The organism is Phaeobacter sp. HS011 (assembly GCF_018101215.1).
Lineage (GTDB): Bacteria > Pseudomonadota > Alphaproteobacteria > Rhodobacterales > Rhodobacteraceae > Phaeobacter > Phaeobacter inhibens.
This window is the reverse complement of record NZ_JAGEUF010000008.1, coordinates 1-17090: the sequence shown is the minus strand read 5'-3', so window position 1 is coordinate 17090 and position 17090 is coordinate 1. Positions and strand designations below refer to the sequence as shown.

Sequence of the window (17090 nt, the reverse complement as noted above, 5' to 3'; positions counted from 1 at the left end):
TGACGTCAAAGTGCTGGCCTGGTCCCGCCATGACCGATCCTGTGGTCAGTGCGATTACCAGTGCCGGTGCGACAATGAGTTTTTTGATGTGTTGAAGCATTGCATTTTCTGGTCCCCTTAACTTGCTGTTACCTCTCCAACCTAGGGGCGTGATCGCTTTGAGTATTGTTTTTAAAGCTCAGTATTTTGTGATTTTTTATCAGGTCGCCCTGATACCGCTTGGCATGGTTCTGGGCCCGGCTATAAGCTGTCCTCGTCAGAAAGAGACCCAACCACGCAGAACGCTTCTACCCAAGGCGACAGATCTACATGAACAAGAACCCAGAAAATTCGGATGACGACATTTGGAACGTCCCGGGTTTTGGAGTTCACCACATTGCCAAGCTTCTGGACAACCGTGGTGTAGATATCGTTGCGCTTCTTAGATCGGCAAACCTACCTGTCGACCTTCACGAAACTCCACCAAATTTTGTTGATGTCCGCAATGAGCTGAGGCTGTTGGAGCTTGCCATCCAGGAAACCGGTGATCCTTTGTTTGCGATCTCGGCCGGGATAACATTCAATCCCAGAAAGACGACACTTCTTAGCTATGTCGTTTTGAATTCTCCGACCGTTGGTGAAGCAATTGACAAGGCCGTGAACTACGCCCGACTGGCGCGCGGGTTTGCCAAACTGTCATTCTATGAGGACGCGGATGGCATGTTTCTAGAGATCGATTCCAACTCTCAGCTGGTGCGCGCTGATGGGGCTCATAGTGAATTTCGAATTTCTGCTTTTTTGACCAGTCTTCAAATTGCAGCTGAGGCACCATTGCCGGTTCTTGAGGTGCGTTTTGCACACGATTTGTCCGAAGACATGCAGTCACAAATCTCTGATGCATTGGCGATCCAAGCCAAACAAAGGCAACGCGTTCCAGGTATCCTGTTTGACAAGGCAGTGATGGATATTCCGATCAAAGACACGGATCCTGCCTTGCTTTTGCACCTTGAAACACATGTGCAAAATCTGATGAAGGAATTGACGCCTTTGATTGGCGAGACGAGCTCTCTGGTGCAGAGCGAAATCACGTCAAGACTGTCATTTAGCGCCCCGACACAGGATGATATTGCAAAGACATTCGGGATGAGCATCAGCACTCTTGGACGAAAGCTTGCCAAAGAAGGTACAACCTACAAACAACTCCTGAAAGACACTCGGCAAAGGTTGGCAGAGCAATATCTTGACGACCCCAAGCTAAGCCTTGCGGAGATTGCTTTTGGGCTTGGATATTCTGATCAGGCCGCGTTTACCAATGCCTACAAGAGCTGGACGGGTCACTCTCCGGGAAGTGTTCGACCTGCGTAGCTAATCTCGGAGTTTGCAGATCTTTTAACACGATGCTGCCGGACCCCCGGAGTTGAGATCCGGGGTCCGGTACTAAGTGGCGGTACGTTGCGATTTCTCAGCATCGTGCTGTCTGGATCAACACAAGGCGAATGGCGGGACAACCAAGTGTCGCGAAACACCACAGGATGATCATTTTGCTGCCTACTATTCTACAGGAATAATTTTGCTTTCTTCTTCGCCCAGGGGCTGAGTCGAGGACAGGTTGTCTTGATCCTGACCGAAGCCATGGTCAGCGTGGTAGGTAGCCTTTGCATTCGGGGCGATGATCTGGGCAAGGGCAACCGCATCGGCAATCGTATCAACCGAATAAATCTGCAGGATGCCCTGACTGTTCGCCGCCAGCCCAACCATGCCAGCATTACGCGAACTGGTATGGGCCATCTGGTCCGCGTTGTTGAACGCTTGCGATGCGGAGGCGCGCACGTCATGGGCTTTCCCACCGAAGCCATGGCCATTCAAAGGTCCGGCCATGGATGCTCCGGCGCTCACGACCAGTGCGAATACGGTGGCGGCGGTGATCAGTGTCTTTTGCATTTGTCTTCTCCTTTTGGGCTTGAGCGTGTTAATTACGCTGTCTGTGCATTCAATTTGGCAGTTGGTGGCGCGGTTTTATTGTGCTGACAGGTCAAGGTTTTGCGAAAAGACATCAAGTTGGTGGCCATGCACCGCGTGGATTTAAATGCGGCGCCTTGTGTCAGGAGGACATGGCTTGCCCCGGCTATCAGCAAGGGGGGCAGCCGACAGCATAAACCGGCCCCCGGAGTTGGCATCCGGGGCCCGGCTTTACATGGAGATAAGTCGCGTTTGTCAGAGGCGAACTGTCTGGAACAACACAACGCGAGTAGCGGGACAACCAAGTGTGGCGAAGCCTCACAGGATGATCATTTTGGAGACCAGAAGATCACAGGAGTACCATTCTGGCCGCCAGAGTGGTTTTCGAAGTTAATGGTAAATTTATCGGTGCCCAGCGGTTCCGTCGAGGACTGGTCTTCTTGACCAGGTTCGATACCAGGGTCGGTTTGGTGGGTATGGGCTCCCCGGGCGGCGTTATTGAGCGCTTGTGAAACAGATGTTCGAACATCATGTGCGTTCCCACCGAAGCCATGGCCATTCAAAGGTCCGGCCATGGATGCTCCGGCGCTCATGACCAGTGCGAATACGGTGGCGGCTGTGATCAGTGTCTTTTGCATTTGTCTTCTCCTTTTGGGCTTGAACGTGTTAATTACGCTGTCTGTGCATTCAATTTGGCAGTTGGTGGCGCGGTTTTATTGTGCTGACAGGTCAAGGTTTTGCGAAAAGTCACCAAGTGCGTGCCTGTCCTTCGTTTCGCCGCAGCGAAGGGCATTAAAACTGGACCGCGAAACCGATGTTCCAGCTGAAGCTGTGGTCGCCCGAGCTGCTTCCCAATCCGGTTTCGCTGGTGATCTCAGCATAGAGCTGCGCGCGATCCGATTTGGCGACGATGCCACCTATGCTCAACGCCGCTGTGTCCTGCCCGTACATCACCGAGCTTTCGTTTTCGAAGGCATGGTAGACGTCGATTTGGCCGTACAGCATCGCGTTATCTGCAAGAGTGTGTTCAGCACGCAGTCCGAACCGGGCCATCAGCGTATCACGATCCACCTTGGCCCCAATGCGGCCGGTCTCGATCTGACCTTCGATATCGCTGTACATGAGTTGCGCTTGTGGGGTGAGCGTCACATCGTTGAGCAGCGCGAAAGACTTACCAACTTCAACAGATACCTCATACCCATTGCCGTCAAAGCCCACCATTTTCTGGCCATTCAGGCTAAGGTCGCCATCGAAATGTCCGTAGCGAAACTGCCCGTCGATATACAGTTGACTGTCCGCAACCCAAAGCGCGCCTATGGTTGCATCGTAGCTGTCCGCTGAGATACCAGCGCTGGCCAGGCGGGTGCTGACATCCGATGTTGAATGGGTGGTGCCGAATTCAACCCGGCCAAACATCTCACCGTCTGAGATTTCACCCAAGTAGAAATTGGTGTCATATCTCTGCTCATCGCTGCTCGTCGTTACACGGCGATCACCGAAATTGTCATTGTTGCGGTCTACCGCAACAGATGAGTGAACATCATGTGCAAATCCATAGTCACCGTGAGCCTGCAACGGTCCGGCCATGGACATTCCGACACTTACGACAAGAGCGAGTATTGTAGCGGATGGAGTGAGTGCCTTTTTCATCTTTGAGTGCCTTCCCGTTGAGCGCCTTTGTTAGGCGGTGTGTGCACTCAGTCTGGCAATCGGCCGTTCAAATTGATTGCGATGGCACCTCATGGTTTTGCGAAAAGACATCAATTGAGTGCCCGCCACTCATGCATTTGCAGCGGCGCGGTCCATGCCATGTCAATATTGGTTTCGCGACAACTGCGCTGATCATCTGGCCCGGACCAGCGTTGACCTCGACGCACTCAGAGCGCGGGGCGAATATGTTGTCTTGTTTGCGTCCAGAAAAAGGTGCTGCCGGACCCCGGCGTTTGTATCCGGGGCCTGGCGTAAGATGGCGGCGCGTCATGTTTTGTCTGAGCCAACGCATCTGGATCAACAGAATGTCATCCCTCCCCGCACATACACGCAGTTTGAAAGGTCATCAGGCGCCTTGCCAATAATGATTGACATGTTGGGACCATCTTGAATTTCGACGACAACTTCATCGGGCAACTCCGAGCTCCAGCTCGTGCCATATTGGCTTTGCGACTGAGTCCAGGACAGGTTCTTTTGGCTCGGATCGAAGCTACGCAAGGTCGTTTCGTGGTCGAATGCTTGCGAAACGGAAGAGCGAACATCATGTGCTTTCCCTCCGAAGCTGTGGTCACCCAGGGGGCCGGCCATGGACATTCCAGCATTCAGAACAATGGCGAGCGCGGTGGCGGATGTGATCAGTGTCTTTTTCATGTCTTGGTTCCTTTCGGTTGAGCGTTTTTGTTACGCAGTGTGTGGAACCAATCTGGCAGTCCGCGGCTCGGATTTATTGCGATGGCACGTCAAGGTTTTGCGAAAAGACATCACGTGAACACCTGATCGCAGCGCCGCGCGAAACGGGCTCATCTAAATCAAGCGAACAGTGGTTCGACAGCGGCGGCACGCAAAACTGAATTGGCAGAAGCCAACAGCTTGTACGAATTATTGCCATTCTTTTCTTGCGCAGCATCTGGCAGTCCATACTCAGAGGCGCCGGATGCGCACATAGAGACTAAGCGCCAAAATGTCTTTGGACTGCAGGCAATCTCCCATCTCGTAGATGCGCAACGCAACGAGATGTTGTCAGCCAAAAAGCAAGATGCAGGGCAATGCCGCTATTTGGTTTAGGGACGTCAGAAAGCGGTGCGAAATCCTTGATCGATCGCTCCTATCTTGAGCTTGTACCAGCACCAAAAGACCTCATGAATATTAGGGGAACGTCTTGACGCCGGAACCACATGGACGTCTGTTGTTATTGTTGACAGCCATTTTTGCCGTGGCCAACATGGACCGGTATATTCTGAGCATATCGCTGGATGCCATTGGTCAGGATTTTGTGCTGTCTGATACGCAGCTTGGCCTCCTTTCAGGATTGGTTTTCGCGGCCATGTTTCTTTTGGCTGGCTTCCCGATCGCGCGATTGGCTGCCCACGGAAACAAACGAAACACAGTTGCTACTTCCGCTGCTGTCTTGAGTTTCCTAACTCTGATGATGTCGGTCTCGCAGAACTTTATGCATCTCGTTCTTGCACGGTTGGGTGTTGAACCAGGTGAAGCAGACGCGGTGGCACCAGCCAATGCGATGATTTCAAACCGGTTCTCGCGTGAGACCCGCACATCGGCTCTGGCTTTTTTGCGACCGGGGCAAATGTTAGAATTTTGCTGGCCTTCCTTGTCGGAGGTATCGTCGGGCAAATATTTGGTTGGCGGTGGGCCTTTGTTCTGGCTGCCATTCCCGGTTTTGTCTTGGCTTTGCTCCTGAGGTACACAACGGCGGACATCAGCAGATCTCAATCGAAGCCGAAAACAGCCGAAGATCCTGCTTTTTTCGCGGAACCTGGTTTCTGATATGGAATGACCGCGGTCTGTTTAACGCCTTCTGCACTATTGCATTGACCGGTATTGTAACCTTTGGCGTTTTATCCTGGGGGCTTACATTCGCCTATCTACACGATCGTTTACAGGAAGAGCTGCGCCCTTTGGGGCGGCGATATTCCTGTTTGGTTTTAACCTCATCGGCGTGGGTATTGGTCAAACGGTGATTGGACTGGCCAGCGAGACCTTGTTTGCGGACCATGGCCAGAACGGCTTGAGGTTCTCTTTGACTACCATTTAGGTCGTGGAGATCTGGGCGGTTTTTCATTGTTGGCGTGCGATGCGTGAGATTGTCCACGTCAGCCCCCAACGCCTTCATTTTCGCGATAGGCACCAACGATCTGCACCCTCAAACAAGCATGGCCAGGGCCAGTTCCTCTATCTTTCTTCCACATCAAATAGATAGTCTGCTCGGAAAATTTGAAGGGTGTCGGACAACGCTCCAAAAGACAGTATTGCGTGACCTGTGCTGCGAGAACGAATGAATGCCGCGTGAGCAATATCCACATTTGAACAAGTCCGTTTTGTCTGCGTCTTGAAGGTCCACGCCGCCAACAGCAAAAGTGCGGTTTGGGTTCTGGATTGGTCGGCGACGGTGAACGACTGCTTCGGCGACACGCGCTGCATCGCAACAGAAAGCCCGCAGCAGATGCGAGACCATGCTGCGTTAGCGAAAGCCGAAAATCCAAAGTCTGGTTTGTCCGCATCCCGTTCGTTCGATGATGGTTAGCGGCTGCACGTGCGGCGAAGGTCTGTTCTTGCCATCGCTCATGCAGCATGGGATCGCCGCCCGACTGCCAGCCCCCGAGACTTTGCAAAGGTCGCTTCCCTGCGCTCCGCTGCCCCGGTGCAACCCGCAGCATCCCGTGAAGCAGCTCGGCCCTGCCGAGCGTCCGCTTCCGGGAATTTGGCCCCAAACCTTTGCAACTGCGGCGATACCAGCGCCGGGCCTGGCACGACCGGCAGCTTCGGGCTGCCTGTTGTCTTCGGATACCTAGAGGGCTTGGTGATCTTGCTGCAGACCGCCTGCCGCACCGCCGCAGGTCAGCTCGAAGCCCGTTGCTACTGGTCGTCGACTTGGTAGTCTGGATCCATGAACACACTTACGACTCAGGTTGCTTCAGATGTAGAAAACGACTCTCTGATCCTCGAAGTCCTCAGCGAAGACGGTGAATGCCTGGTGATAGTTGAGCGGCTAGATTCAGATAGAAAGCTGCGTTTCCAAATGTTCACGGAGTTTTTGGATGCCGCATGTGTGCAAGAGATTTTGGAGATCGCAAAAAAAGAACTTCAAGCGTTCGAAGATGGAACGGCGCTGTCGGAAGCAAAGCGGGATTTCAGTTTCAAATTGACTTCAGACAGCAGCTAAGTCCGCCCCCCTTCCATTCGATGATGGTTGGCGGCTGCACTCGCGGCGAAGGTCAGCTTTTCCTCGTGCGGCTGCGGCATTGATCGCTCGTCATGGCACCAGATCCGTCGACTTTGCAAAGGTCTCTATCTGCGCTTCGCTGACTTCTAAGCAAAGAGCGGCATCCCCAGGTCCAGCTGGGCAATCTTAAAAGTCCGCTAACGGGAAGCCCTTTGCGCTCGCAGCAGTGCCTTCGCCGCGACCTGCATGAATGTCGTGTTTGGGCTGCTGGCGTCCTCTGAGGACCGGGAACATGTGCGCGCACGCTGCAACTCTGCTGGTGCATCGCCGCAAGGCAGCAATGAGCCCGAACCTACCGATGCTGCAAGATTTATGAAGGGCTGCTTACCAAAAATTGGTTGCACGGAGCGGTCTGACGCCGCTCCGTGACATTGGTTAGAATTCTTCAACGAGGATCTTACCCTTGGCTTGACCAGTCTCGACCAGCCTATGTGCTTCACGCATGTTGGCGGCATTGATCGGAGATAAGACCTTGGAGACGGTCGTCTGGATGTTTCCCGCATCAATTTGATCGGTCACGTAGCACAGAAGGTGATGCTGCTCGATCATGTCCGGCGTCTGGTGCATTGAGCGGGCAAATATGAACTCCCAATGAAAGCTCGCGGCCTTGGTCTTCATACCGCTCATTGGCATAGGTAGATCGGTGTCGTCGATACTGACAATGCCGCCTTGCGGGCGGATCAGTTCAACCGCCGTATTCCAGTGGCGCATGTCGTTGAAGATCGCGATATGATCGACGTGCTTGATGCCACTGGCGTGCACCTGCGCAACGATATCTTCGCGGTGGTTAATGACATGATCCGCGCCAAGCGACTTCACCCAATCCGAAGTCTCGGAACGGGATGCGGTGGCGATCACCATCAACCCGGCCTGCTTGGCAAGCTGGATACCAATTGAGCCGACACCACCGCCAGCACCGATAATAAGGATTGATTGTCCGGCATCTGCTCCGTCGCGGTCTATGCCCAGACGATCAAAGAACGCCTCGTAAGCTGTGATTGTCGTCAGAGGGAGGGCGGCGGCTTCGGCGTGCGAGAGGGACGCAGGCTTACGACCGACGATCCGCTCATCGACAAGATGAAACTCGGCATTGGTGCCCGAGCGGGTGATGTCGCCCGCATAGTACACCTCATCGCCGGGCATGAAGAGGGTCACGTCCGGACCGACAGCTTCGACCACACCGGATGCGTCATAACCGATGATACGCGGCGTCTCTTCCACCTTGTCTTTAGGTGCGCGCACTTTCACATCGACCGGGTTCACGGCAACTGCCTTGATGCTCACCAGAACATCTCGGCCTTCCGGTTGTGGTTTTTCAATGTCGAGATCGAGAAAAGCACTCTCGATTTCAATGGGCAAGTAGTGTGTGAATCCGACAGCTTTCATGTGTCTTCTCCTTGTTTGGTAAATTCGACGGTGACGAAGACAAGCTCCGTCTCGCCGGTGTTGGTCAGGTCGTGGACAAAGGCATCATCCTGCGACAGATCGGGGAAATGCTGCGTCTGGCCGTTCGTGTAGGTCACATCGCCCACACGACCGTCATCGAATCGGGATCGGGCCGTGCCATCAGTCAGAACTGTCCAGAAGTACGGGCGGTCATGACGATGGGGTGGATGGGTTTCGCCGGGTGGCACGCGGAGATGCCAGATACGCATTCCGTCTGTCTCAGCGACAAGCGCGGCGCCAATCCGGTCATTTGCCCGACCTTTGGCGATCTCGCGATCTGTCAGCGGTGCGGTCATGCTGCAACCCCATAGGTCGTGTAGCCGGCTGCATCGCCACCAAAGAGCGCGTCACCATCGAAGTCGGACAGTGGCAAGTCTTCCGCAAAGCGACGTGGCAAATCAGGATTGGCGATAAACGGGCGTCCAAAAGCCACGGCATCGACGTAGCCTTTGTCGATAATGGCGTCGGCCTTGTCCGGCGTGTAGCCACCTGCGACGATGACCGACCCCGAATAGGCCTTGCGCAATTCCTTGCGGAACCATTCCGGCGTTTCCGGCGCATCGTCCCAATCGGCTTCGGCCAGATGGATGTAGGTCAATCCGATCCGGTCCAGTTCCTTTGCCAGTTTCAGGATGGTCTGTGGCGCATCTGGATCATTCATCCCGCGCTGCGTGATAAAAGGCGAGAAACGAATGCCCGTCCGGTCTGCACCCATCTCGGATGCAACCGCTTCGGCAACTTCTATCGCAAAACGGATACGGTTTTCCACAGAACCGCCATAGGCGTCGGCACGATGGTTGGATGTGCTGCGCAGGAACTCGTCGATGAGGTATCTATTGGCTGCGTGAATCTCGACGCCATCGAATCCGGCGGCTTTGGCGTTGCGGGCCGCAAGGCGGTAGTCCTCGAGAACGCGGGCGATTTCATCCGACTCAAGCGTACGCGGAACGGGGCATTCCACCATGCCACCTTCGCCGGTCTCGGGATCCACGATCCAGACGGTCGCATCCGGGGCGATGGCAGATGGTGCAACAGGCTTGCCATCTGCGTGGAACATCGGGTGGCTCATTCTGCCCACATGCCAGAGCTGTAAGACGATGCGACCGCCTTTGGCGTGAACGGCGTCGGTCACCTGTTTCCATCTGGCGATCTGTGCCTCGGAATGGATGCCCGGCGTGAAGGAATACCCTTTACCTTCGGGTGTGATTTGCGTGGCTTCGGTGATAATCATGCCAGCGCTGGCGCGTTGCGCGTAGTACTCTGCTATCATGGCGTTTGGCACATCACCCGGTTGGGTCGACCGTGAGCGGGTCATCGGGGCCATAACCACCCTGTTGGGCAGATTGATCGCGCCGATGGATACGGGGGTGAAGAGTGTCATGTTAGGGTCCTTTCACTCTCAGGCGTGGGTGGTGGTGGGAGCGGGTTTCCGTTCCTGCCAGATGATGAAGGCAAGACCGATTGCAGGCACGATGATCGCGGCGAAAGGGATGTAGGCTGCCCCCAGTGCGCTATCGACAACCGCGCCACCGATGATGCCGCCCAGGGCGTTGGCGATATTGAAGGCCGAGATATTGGCCGTCGCGGCAAGCTCAGGCGCTTCACCGCCATGCTTCATGACGCGCATCTGCATCGGTGGGACGTTGGCGAAAGAAACGACGCCAAAGACGAAGGCCGCAGCAACGAACAGGTAAGGTTGCGAGGCCACCAGACCGACGACGATCAGCGAGGCGATCATTGCGGCAGGCCAGCCGATCAGGGACGCGCTGAGGTTCTTGTCGGCAGTCTTGCCACCCAGCGTGTTCCCCAGCACCAGACCCAGCCCGATGATGACCAGAATCCATGTCAGGGACGCCCGTTCAAAGCCTGCGACCTGTTCTGCGATTGGCGCGATGTAGCCGTAGAAGGTCATGAAGCCGACCCAGCCAAGCGTTGTGATGAGCAAACTGGCCAGCAGCTGCGGATTGCGGAACGCGCCGATTTGCGAGCGGATGGATTTCGGCTCTTCAGCACCTTGTGGTGGGATGGCAATCGCAATAGCGGCGGCAGCCATTGCACCAAGCACGGCGACGACGATGAAGGTTGTGTTCCAGCCAAACATATTGCCGATCCACGCGCCGCCGGGAACACCCAGTACGTTGGCCAGCGTCAGGCCCGCAAACATCTGGCCGACCGCCTGACCTTCCATGTCCTTTGCGACCAGCCGCGTCGCAACAACGGCCCCGATGCCGTAGAATGGCCCTTGTGTCAGACCAGCCATGACCCGGCTGATCATCAGTGTCGTGTAATCGATCGCAAAAGCCGTGATCAGGTTCGAGACGACGAAGAGGGCCATCAGGCCGATCAGCACAACACGCTTGCGGTAGCGTGCGAGCCAGAGTGTCAGGATCGGCCCACCAATGACGATGGCCATTGCGTAAGCGGTGATGAGGTGGCCCGCCTGACCTTCAGAGATATTCAGGCTCTCGGCCACCTGCGTCAGAATACCGGCAATGACAAACTCTGCCGTGCCGATGGCGAATGCTGCGAGCGCCAATATCCAGACTTGCAGCGGCATTTTCGATTTGAGGGACATGATTTGGTCCTCCTTCAGTTGATCAATGCGCCACCGTCGATGTCGATGTCGATGACGGCACCGGTGACGAAGGGATTGTCGATTGCGAAGAGGTAGCCAGCGGCCAGATCATCGGCACAGCCGACCTTGCCCGCAGGCAGTGATTTCGCGGTTTTGTTGAGCATCGTTGCCCGCGCATCGACCGCCATACCGGCATAGGCTTCGGTATCGGTTAGACCGGGGCTGACGATATTGACGCGGACCGGGGCCAGCTCCTTGGCCAGAATTTTGGCCACGGCCACCAGTGCCGCATTCATTGCGGTTTTGACGTAGGTGCCGGGCACCGTGCGCCGGGCAAGGAACCCGGAAGTCAGCGTGATCGTGCCGCCGGGTTTGATATAGCGTGCGGCGGCTTTGGCAACCGCGACGGCGCCCCAGAACTTTGTGTCAAAGGCTTGCTTTGCGGCATCAAACGGCACGTCTGCCACCGCTCCACCGGGCGCTGATGACCCTGCGGTGAAAACGACATGATCGACCGGACCTTGCGCATCGAAGTAAGCTGCAATCGCGGCCTCGTCTTTGACATCGAGGCCTGTGGATCGGCTTGCCACGTCAACGGTCCCGTCGCGGTTTGCGAGCGCTGTTGCGACGGCTTTCCCGATCCCGGATGTGCCACCGATGACGATGGATTTGGTTTCATTGGCAAAAGTCATTGGAGTATCTCCTCTCTCTGAGGCATGGGTTCATGGAAAACGGCTTCGATGAGGGCACCGGACGGTGTGCGAAAAAACAGCCGCCGCTCGTCCAGTTCTTCGAGGTCCATCGTCGAGTAGCGGATATCGAGAGCGTCGAGCTTGGCGCGGAAGTCTTTGTAGCCATCAAGGTGGATGCCCACATGGTCATAGGCTTCAGCGGTAGTATCCGTGCCGTAGCCACGCGCTCCGATCAGATGGATGATCGGTTTGTCACCGGCGTAGAGCCAGTGGCCCGGAATGCGGTGGATCGCCCTGGGCCGGGCACGCTCTTCCAACTCATCAAAGACCTTGAGCAAGAATGCCCGTGTCCCGGGAAGATCGCGTGTTCGGATGGTGATGTGGTCGAGATGCATGGTGATCTCCTTTCGTTAATCACCATCTACCGCCTATCCTTGGGCCAAATAATTGGCTAAATTTCCAAAATATAATTCGGAAAGGGCGAATAATGAGACATCAATGCTGATCGAAAATCTCAAGCTCTTCCTGCTGATCGTGGAAAAGCGCGGACTTGCGGCTGCGGGGCGCGAGGTTGGATTGTCTCCCGCAACCGTGACAGAGCGGCTGGCTGCACTTGAAGCCCATTACGGAGCGCGCCTGCTGACACGAACGACCCGCTCAATCAGCCTGACAGACGAGGGCCGCGAGCTGGTCACGGGCGCGCGGCGCATATTGGCAGAGACAGAGGAAACAGAAGCAAGGATCAAGCTGGGAGTAGAGAAAATTTCCGGCACGATCCACATGAGTGCGCCCAGTGACCTGGGCCGCACGCAGCTTGCTCCGCTGCTGGATCAGTTCATGGCGGAGCATCCGGAAATCGCAATCGACCTTACGCTCAGCGACGGAATTATTGATTTGGTCGGGCAAGGCATCGATCTTGCGTTGCGCTTTGGCGAATTGTCCGACAGCACGATGAAGTCGCGCAAGCTCGGAACAAACCGTCGGATTTTCTGCGCAGCACCCGACTATCTGAAGCGCAACGGAACACCAATGCATCCCGATGATCTGGGCCACCACAACTGCCTGATCATGCGCTTCGGAGCCAACACCGATCAGGGCTGGGCCTTTGTGATTGACGGACAGATGAAAACGCAGCGGGTTTTTGGGAACCGCATTGCCAATGATGGAGGCCTCATTCGGAAATGGTGTCTGGGTGGTCACGGAATTGCACGTAAGTCTGAATGGGATATTCGTGCCGATCTGGCAAAGGGTGATCTTGTGGAGGTTTTGGAGTCGTTTTCACCAGAACCGAACGCGCTTCAGGTGGTATATCCGGCTGGAGCCGTTCAGCCACGCAGAGTGCGCACCTTGATGGATTTTCTGGTGGCGCGGTTGGCATAGCGTAGTGACGAAACCGGACACTCACGCCTAACGGCTCAACGGCGGCTTCGTCCCGCACTGTGTGAATTCTCCGGGTTCAGAAGCTCGCTGTCGCAGCGAACGGCCGGAACGGCGGGCTGCGCCGCAGCAGAAACCCTCGGCCAGTTGCGTCAAACGGCTGAGTTTGCAAAGGGCGCTTCCTGCGCGTCGCTGACGTCTACACTGATCGCAGCATCGCCTGGATCAATTGGACAGGCTTGAAGGTCCGCTTTCGGGAGACTTTCGCGCTCGAAACAGTGCCTTGTCCGCGACCTGCATGAATGTCCGCTTCGGGCTGGCTGCGGTGATCCCATGATAGGCGCCAGATACGAGATCTACTGCAACCCTGCCGCCGCATCGCCGCAAGTCGGTAGTGAACCCAAACCTCAGGTTTTCTGCGAGGCAGCGAATGACCGGTTTGGCAGAGCCTTGAAAGGCCTCTGTCGCTAACTGACGCAATTTGTGCTGTATTGCAGTCAATTTAGACCAACCTCCCAGAGATGGAAATTGTTCATGCGCCTTCTCTTCGCTTTTGCCCTTGCTGTTTGCCTCACAGGTCAGGCTCGCGCGGACGAAACAATACTGATCGGCGACGCACCTCTACCCGTTGGTATCGAGATTAGAGAAGCGGAGAACTCGCCTTTCATCGGCGTCTGGACGGGCACATGGGATTCTTGGCGCAGCCATATCTTGGTTGTGGAAGGCGTCGATGAAGACGGGCTGTTTGACGTCATCTATTCTGTGGGCCGTAGCCAATTCGGCGGTGGCAATTGGCTTCGCGACACCGCGCGTGAAGAGAACGGCACTTTGGTTTTTACCGATGCAAGCTTTGCCGCACGCTACATGCTTTCGGACACTAGGCGGTTGCGTGGCATATTCCCGACAGAGGATCGCTTCGCAGTTTTGGAACGCCAAGACCTCTCCGCGGTCCTCGCATCTCCGACCGACGACTGGTTTCAAATTGGCCAACGCGAGTTTCTGCTGACCGACATCACGGAAAATGGCGAAGCCATCGAACTTGCTGTTGCCATCTACGTTCCAGATGGAGATGGCCCATTTCCTCTGGCGCTTTTCCACCACGGCTCAACGGGTTCCGGGACAAATGAACGCGACTTTGAGTGGTTTTTCACAAACGACTGGTTCGCCGACGTCCTCAATGCCCACGGTTGGATTGTCGCTTTTCCTCAGCGTCGGGGTCGAGGCGGCTCTGATGGGCTTTACGATGAAGGGTTTTCCGAAGATCGATCGCAAGGGTATTCGTCTGAGGCGCGCCTTTCGTTGCCCGGGGCCGAGCGGGCTCTGATCGATGCCAATGCTGCCCTTGCAGTTCTTCGCGAGCGCCCTGATGTCAGTGATGATCCAGTGCTCTTCACCGGGGTGTCGCGCGGTGGGGTGGTTGCGCTTATGCAAGCCGGGGACCAGCCCGAGGATACGGCAGGTGTGATCAATTTCGTCGGCGGTTGGATGGATGAAGGTCAGGGAAACGCAGAGATTAACCCAACGCTCTTTCGCCGTATCGAGGGATATGAGGGCACTGTCGTATCAATCTACGGCGAAGACGACACGTTTTACAGCATCGAGCATTCCAGAGAGAACCTCGGACAAATTGAAGAGGTGGGGGCGACAAGCGAGTTTCACGTCGTAACGGTGCCCGAGTTCAACAGAGGCCACTGGGTTCTGTGGTGGCCATTGCTTTGGGAAGAAACCGTAGAAGACTATCTGCTTCGCGTCGAAAGCCGACCTTGATCTATCTGCGATGAACGGCAGCTTCGTCCGCACTGTGTGAGTTCACCGGTTCCAAAACCTCGCAGCCGCAGCGAACGGCTGGAACGGCGGGCTGCGCCGCAGCATTCGGCGCTTTGGACTCGATCCGGGCATTCATGCAGAGTACGCCGGATGCCGGCGGATCTTCGGCAATACTATTCTTCAGGCAAGATTTCCTATTCGCTGAGGACCAGATCCCGTGCCGTCGCTATCTCGAGGGCGAACAGGGCGGCCTGTAAGCTGGACGACTACTGGTATCATCTTCGGACCCAGGAAGCCGAACTACCGGGCAAGCATCTTCTTCGACATGGATTGAACAGACCGTCTCCCGGACAGGAAAAGAATCCTACTGTCACATCTGACGCTTTGACCTTATCGGAGGCTGTGTTTGACATACCTCCGACTCAAGGGTCAGGGAAGACCTGAAACCTTTCACCGTGCGGCACATCGGACCTGCGGCTATGTAATCGACGTCTGCGGGGACGAGCCCCCTCTGGACTATAGCAAGGCAGATGCCAACAAGTTCCGGGATGCGCTGATAGAGCGTGGCCTCGCCGATAGCAGTATCACCCGGATCTTCGGCACTGTCTGTGCAGTATTCAACTTCGCCGTGGCGGAGGAAGGGCTATCGATCACCTCTCCCTTCGCCAACGTGTACTATGACCGTAACAAAGGGGTTTCTGGTCGTAGTTCCACCCCCGTAGAAAACATCCGCACCGTTCAGCAGAAATGACGTAAGATCGACGACGAGATGCGTTGGCTGGTGGCCATTGTGGCTGATACCGGGATGCGTCTGGCTGAGGCTGCAGGTCTGCTGAGGGAGGACATCTTTCAGGATGAAGACGGGCAATGGGTAGCCAGAATTGTTCCCCACCCGTGGAGGAGCCTAAAGACGGAGAGTAGCAAGCGGTTGGTTCCGCTTGTTGGTTCCGCTCAGTGGGCAGCGGAGAGGGCCCATGCGCAATCGGCTGGCAGCAAGTTCGCATTTCCTAGGTACAACACCACAGGGAAAACCAACGCCAATTCGGCCAGTGCTGCCCTGAACAAGTGGTTGAAGGCCTACGTTCCGGAGGGGGCTACCATGCATAGTTTTCGGCACTCGATGCGAGATAGGCTACGGGCTGTGGAGTGCCCCTCTGATATCGCGGATCAAATCGGGGGTTGGCAATCTGATGGAGTGGGGCAAAAGTACGAACAAGGCTATCCCCTCCAAATTCTGCTGGGGTGGTTGCAAAGAGTAGCTCTGCCTTCTGCCTCTAGGCGAGCAATACAGTTGGGTTCAGAAAGAGGCGAGCTATGGTTTCTAGAAGTGAAGTCAAATGTAAGTGTGGTGCAGTGTACGAACGGGGGGAAATTAAACTCCCGGTTAGAGACAAGGATAGTTATGAGTGCAGTGTCTGCGGGGAAACACTTGACCGCTGGAATGCATCAAGAATCCCGACCTACAAGCTGGTTAGTCGGCCCGACGGTAGCTAGATTTAATGGGCGGGCTGTCCAACTTGTTCTACACCTCGCCTTGTCAAGTGCAAAAGCTGATGCAAAACAATGTTTTAGAGAGGTTAAGTGGTGCCCAGGGGCTGGGCTTCGACCGTGTTTAATCCGGTTCGAGACCCGTTACAGGCATCGTCAGCAGGGTAAGCACCAGCGTTATCAGCCTCGTAGAGATGGGGTCAACATGCACAAATTGTTCTACGGTCTCGATCCTACCTGCTCCCGCGCCGAACTGAGATGAAGGTTCAGATGAAAAACCGGCTGGGTCTGAACCAGCGTGTGCCTTTGGGGTACGGAGGGGGACCAGTGCCACTCCACCCCCAGGCGATATCGTACATGACCTCGACCCGAGATTGGGTTTCAGATTTCGTCAACCTGTTCTCGAACAAAAAGCCCTTTTGAGCAGTGAACATTGCGTAAGCGCCAGTTGTGACAGACCTCAGTTCTGCAGGGGGTGCCTTACGGGTGCATAGCTTGGCGGGAAAACGGGCGACAGGTTCAGGCAAGCGGCTAACTGGACGTGTCCCGTTTTGTGCCGCCTCAAGTGCTCGTTTAGGCCACTTTCTGGTCGAACGCGACCGGGCTTTTCCAGCGCAGTGCTGAGTGGCGGCGGCGTGAATTGCAGAAGCCATTGATGTATTCGAAGATCGCCATCTCCGCTTGCCGCCGTGTTTTCCATGACCTGGGCCAGATCAGCTCGGCTTTGATTGTTTTGAAGAACGCTTCGACAGCGGAGTTACCGTAGCAATTGCCCTGCCCGCTCATCCACTGCCCGGCAGTGCATGTTTACATGCATGAGAGGGACACCTGGAACTCATGCTGGCGCAGGATCTTC

The 17090-nt window shown here is 55.6% G+C and carries 17 protein-coding genes and 2 pseudogenes; 8 read left to right on the top strand and 11 right to left on the bottom strand.

The features are described 5' to 3' along the window. Positions 1-309: 309 nt before the first annotated feature. On the top strand, positions 310-1344 hold the full coding sequence (locus J4721_RS15550; protein ID WP_211003065.1) for an AraC family transcriptional regulator: 1035 nt from the start codon (positions 310-312) through the stop codon (positions 1342-1344). 186 nt (positions 1345-1530) lie between these two features. On the opposite strand, the gene J4721_RS15545 is transcribed toward J4721_RS15550, so the two are convergent. The 4 genes from J4721_RS15545 to J4721_RS15530 form a co-directional block, all read right to left on the bottom strand. After that, the gene (locus J4721_RS15545) at positions 1531-1920 is read right to left on the bottom strand and encodes a hypothetical protein (RefSeq protein WP_211003063.1); all 390 of its coding nucleotides are present in this window, start codon (positions 1918-1920) and stop codon (positions 1531-1533) included. 347 nt (positions 1921-2267) lie between these two features. Next, positions 2268-2576, bottom strand: coding sequence for a hypothetical protein (locus J4721_RS15540; RefSeq protein WP_044040393.1), 309 nt, complete (start codon positions 2574-2576; stop codon positions 2268-2270). A 154-nt stretch (positions 2577-2730) separates the two neighbouring features. Continuing rightward, positions 2731-3588: an autotransporter outer membrane beta-barrel domain-containing protein gene (locus J4721_RS15535; protein WP_211003061.1), complete on the bottom strand. Its 858-nt coding sequence runs from the start codon at positions 3586-3588 to the stop codon at positions 2731-2733. Positions 3589-3945: 357 nt separating this feature from the next. Continuing rightward, entirely contained in the window at positions 3946-4299 is a 354-nt protein-coding gene (locus J4721_RS15530) for a hypothetical protein (RefSeq protein WP_102873867.1), read from the bottom strand. 571 nt (positions 4300-4870) lie between these two features. Between J4721_RS15530 and J4721_RS15525 the strand changes: the two are divergent. After that, positions 4871-5433, top strand: a pseudogene (locus tag J4721_RS15525) (MFS transporter). Between the two features lie 1120 nt (positions 5434-6553). Continuing rightward, a complete protein-coding gene (locus J4721_RS15520) occupies positions 6554-6829 on the top strand; it encodes a hypothetical protein (protein WP_014873323.1) in 276 nt (91 codons plus the stop codon). Positions 6830-7264: 435 nt separating this feature from the next. Here the strand turns inward: J4721_RS15520 and J4721_RS15515 are convergent, their stop codons facing one another. From J4721_RS15515 to J4721_RS15490, 6 genes are read right to left on the bottom strand one after another with little or no spacing between them, the layout of a single operon-like run. Beyond that, on the bottom strand, positions 7265-8275 hold the full coding sequence (locus J4721_RS15515; protein WP_211003058.1) for a zinc-binding alcohol dehydrogenase family protein: 1011 nt from the start codon (positions 8273-8275) through the stop codon (positions 7265-7267). Next, positions 8272-8631, bottom strand: coding sequence for a cupin domain-containing protein (locus J4721_RS15510; protein WP_014873325.1), 360 nt, complete (start codon positions 8629-8631; stop codon positions 8272-8274). The genes J4721_RS15515 and J4721_RS15510 overlap by 4 nt, the downstream gene beginning before the upstream one ends. Beyond that, positions 8628-9716, bottom strand: a complete 1089-nt coding sequence (locus tag J4721_RS15505) for an alkene reductase (RefSeq protein ID WP_102874945.1) — start codon at positions 9714-9716, stop codon at positions 8628-8630. The genes J4721_RS15510 and J4721_RS15505 overlap by 4 nt, the downstream gene beginning before the upstream one ends. An 18-nt stretch (positions 9717-9734) precedes the next feature. Continuing rightward, complete coding sequence (locus J4721_RS15500) at positions 9735-10910, bottom strand: MFS transporter (RefSeq protein WP_211003057.1); 1176 nt, start codon at positions 10908-10910, stop codon at positions 9735-9737. A 14-nt stretch (positions 10911-10924) separates the two neighbouring features. Continuing rightward, positions 10925-11602, bottom strand: coding sequence for an SDR family oxidoreductase (locus tag J4721_RS15495; protein ID WP_211003056.1), 678 nt, complete (start codon positions 11600-11602; stop codon positions 10925-10927). Continuing rightward, positions 11599-11997: a VOC family protein gene (locus tag J4721_RS15490; protein WP_014873330.1), complete on the bottom strand. Its 399-nt coding sequence runs from the start codon at positions 11995-11997 to the stop codon at positions 11599-11601. The genes J4721_RS15495 and J4721_RS15490 overlap by 4 nt, the downstream gene beginning before the upstream one ends. 103 nt (positions 11998-12100) lie before the next feature. Between J4721_RS15490 and J4721_RS15485 the strand changes: the two genes are divergently transcribed. From J4721_RS15485 to J4721_RS19795, 5 genes are all read left to right on the top strand, one after another. Further along, positions 12101-12982, top strand: coding sequence for a LysR family transcriptional regulator (locus tag J4721_RS15485; RefSeq protein WP_014873331.1), 882 nt, complete (start codon positions 12101-12103; stop codon positions 12980-12982). A gap of 531 nt (positions 12983-13513) precedes the next feature. Continuing rightward, positions 13514-14746 carry a S9 family peptidase gene (locus J4721_RS15480; protein ID WP_102882895.1) on the top strand — a complete coding sequence of 411 codons (1233 nt, stop codon included), beginning with the start codon at positions 13514-13516 and terminating at the stop codon, positions 14744-14746. Between the two features lie 150 nt (positions 14747-14896). Then, a complete protein-coding gene (locus tag J4721_RS19935) occupies positions 14897-15190 on the top strand; it encodes a DUF6538 domain-containing protein (protein ID WP_311199239.1) in 294 nt (97 codons plus the stop codon). Continuing rightward, positions 15153-15497: a hypothetical protein gene (locus tag J4721_RS19800; protein ID WP_247656158.1), complete on the top strand. Its 345-nt coding sequence runs from the start codon at positions 15153-15155 to the stop codon at positions 15495-15497. Before J4721_RS19935 ends, J4721_RS19800 begins: the two co-directional genes overlap by 38 nt. Positions 15498-15515: 18 nt before the next feature. After that, positions 15516-16496, top strand: coding sequence for a tyrosine-type recombinase/integrase (locus tag J4721_RS19795; RefSeq protein ID WP_371816083.1), 981 nt, complete (start codon positions 15516-15518; stop codon positions 16494-16496). Between the two features lie 311 nt (positions 16497-16807). On the opposite strand, the pseudogene J4721_RS15470 reads toward J4721_RS19795, so the two are convergent. After that, positions 16808-17020: pseudogene (locus tag J4721_RS15470) on the bottom strand (IS3 family transposase); the annotation flags it as partial. Positions 17021-17090 lie beyond the last annotated feature (70 nt).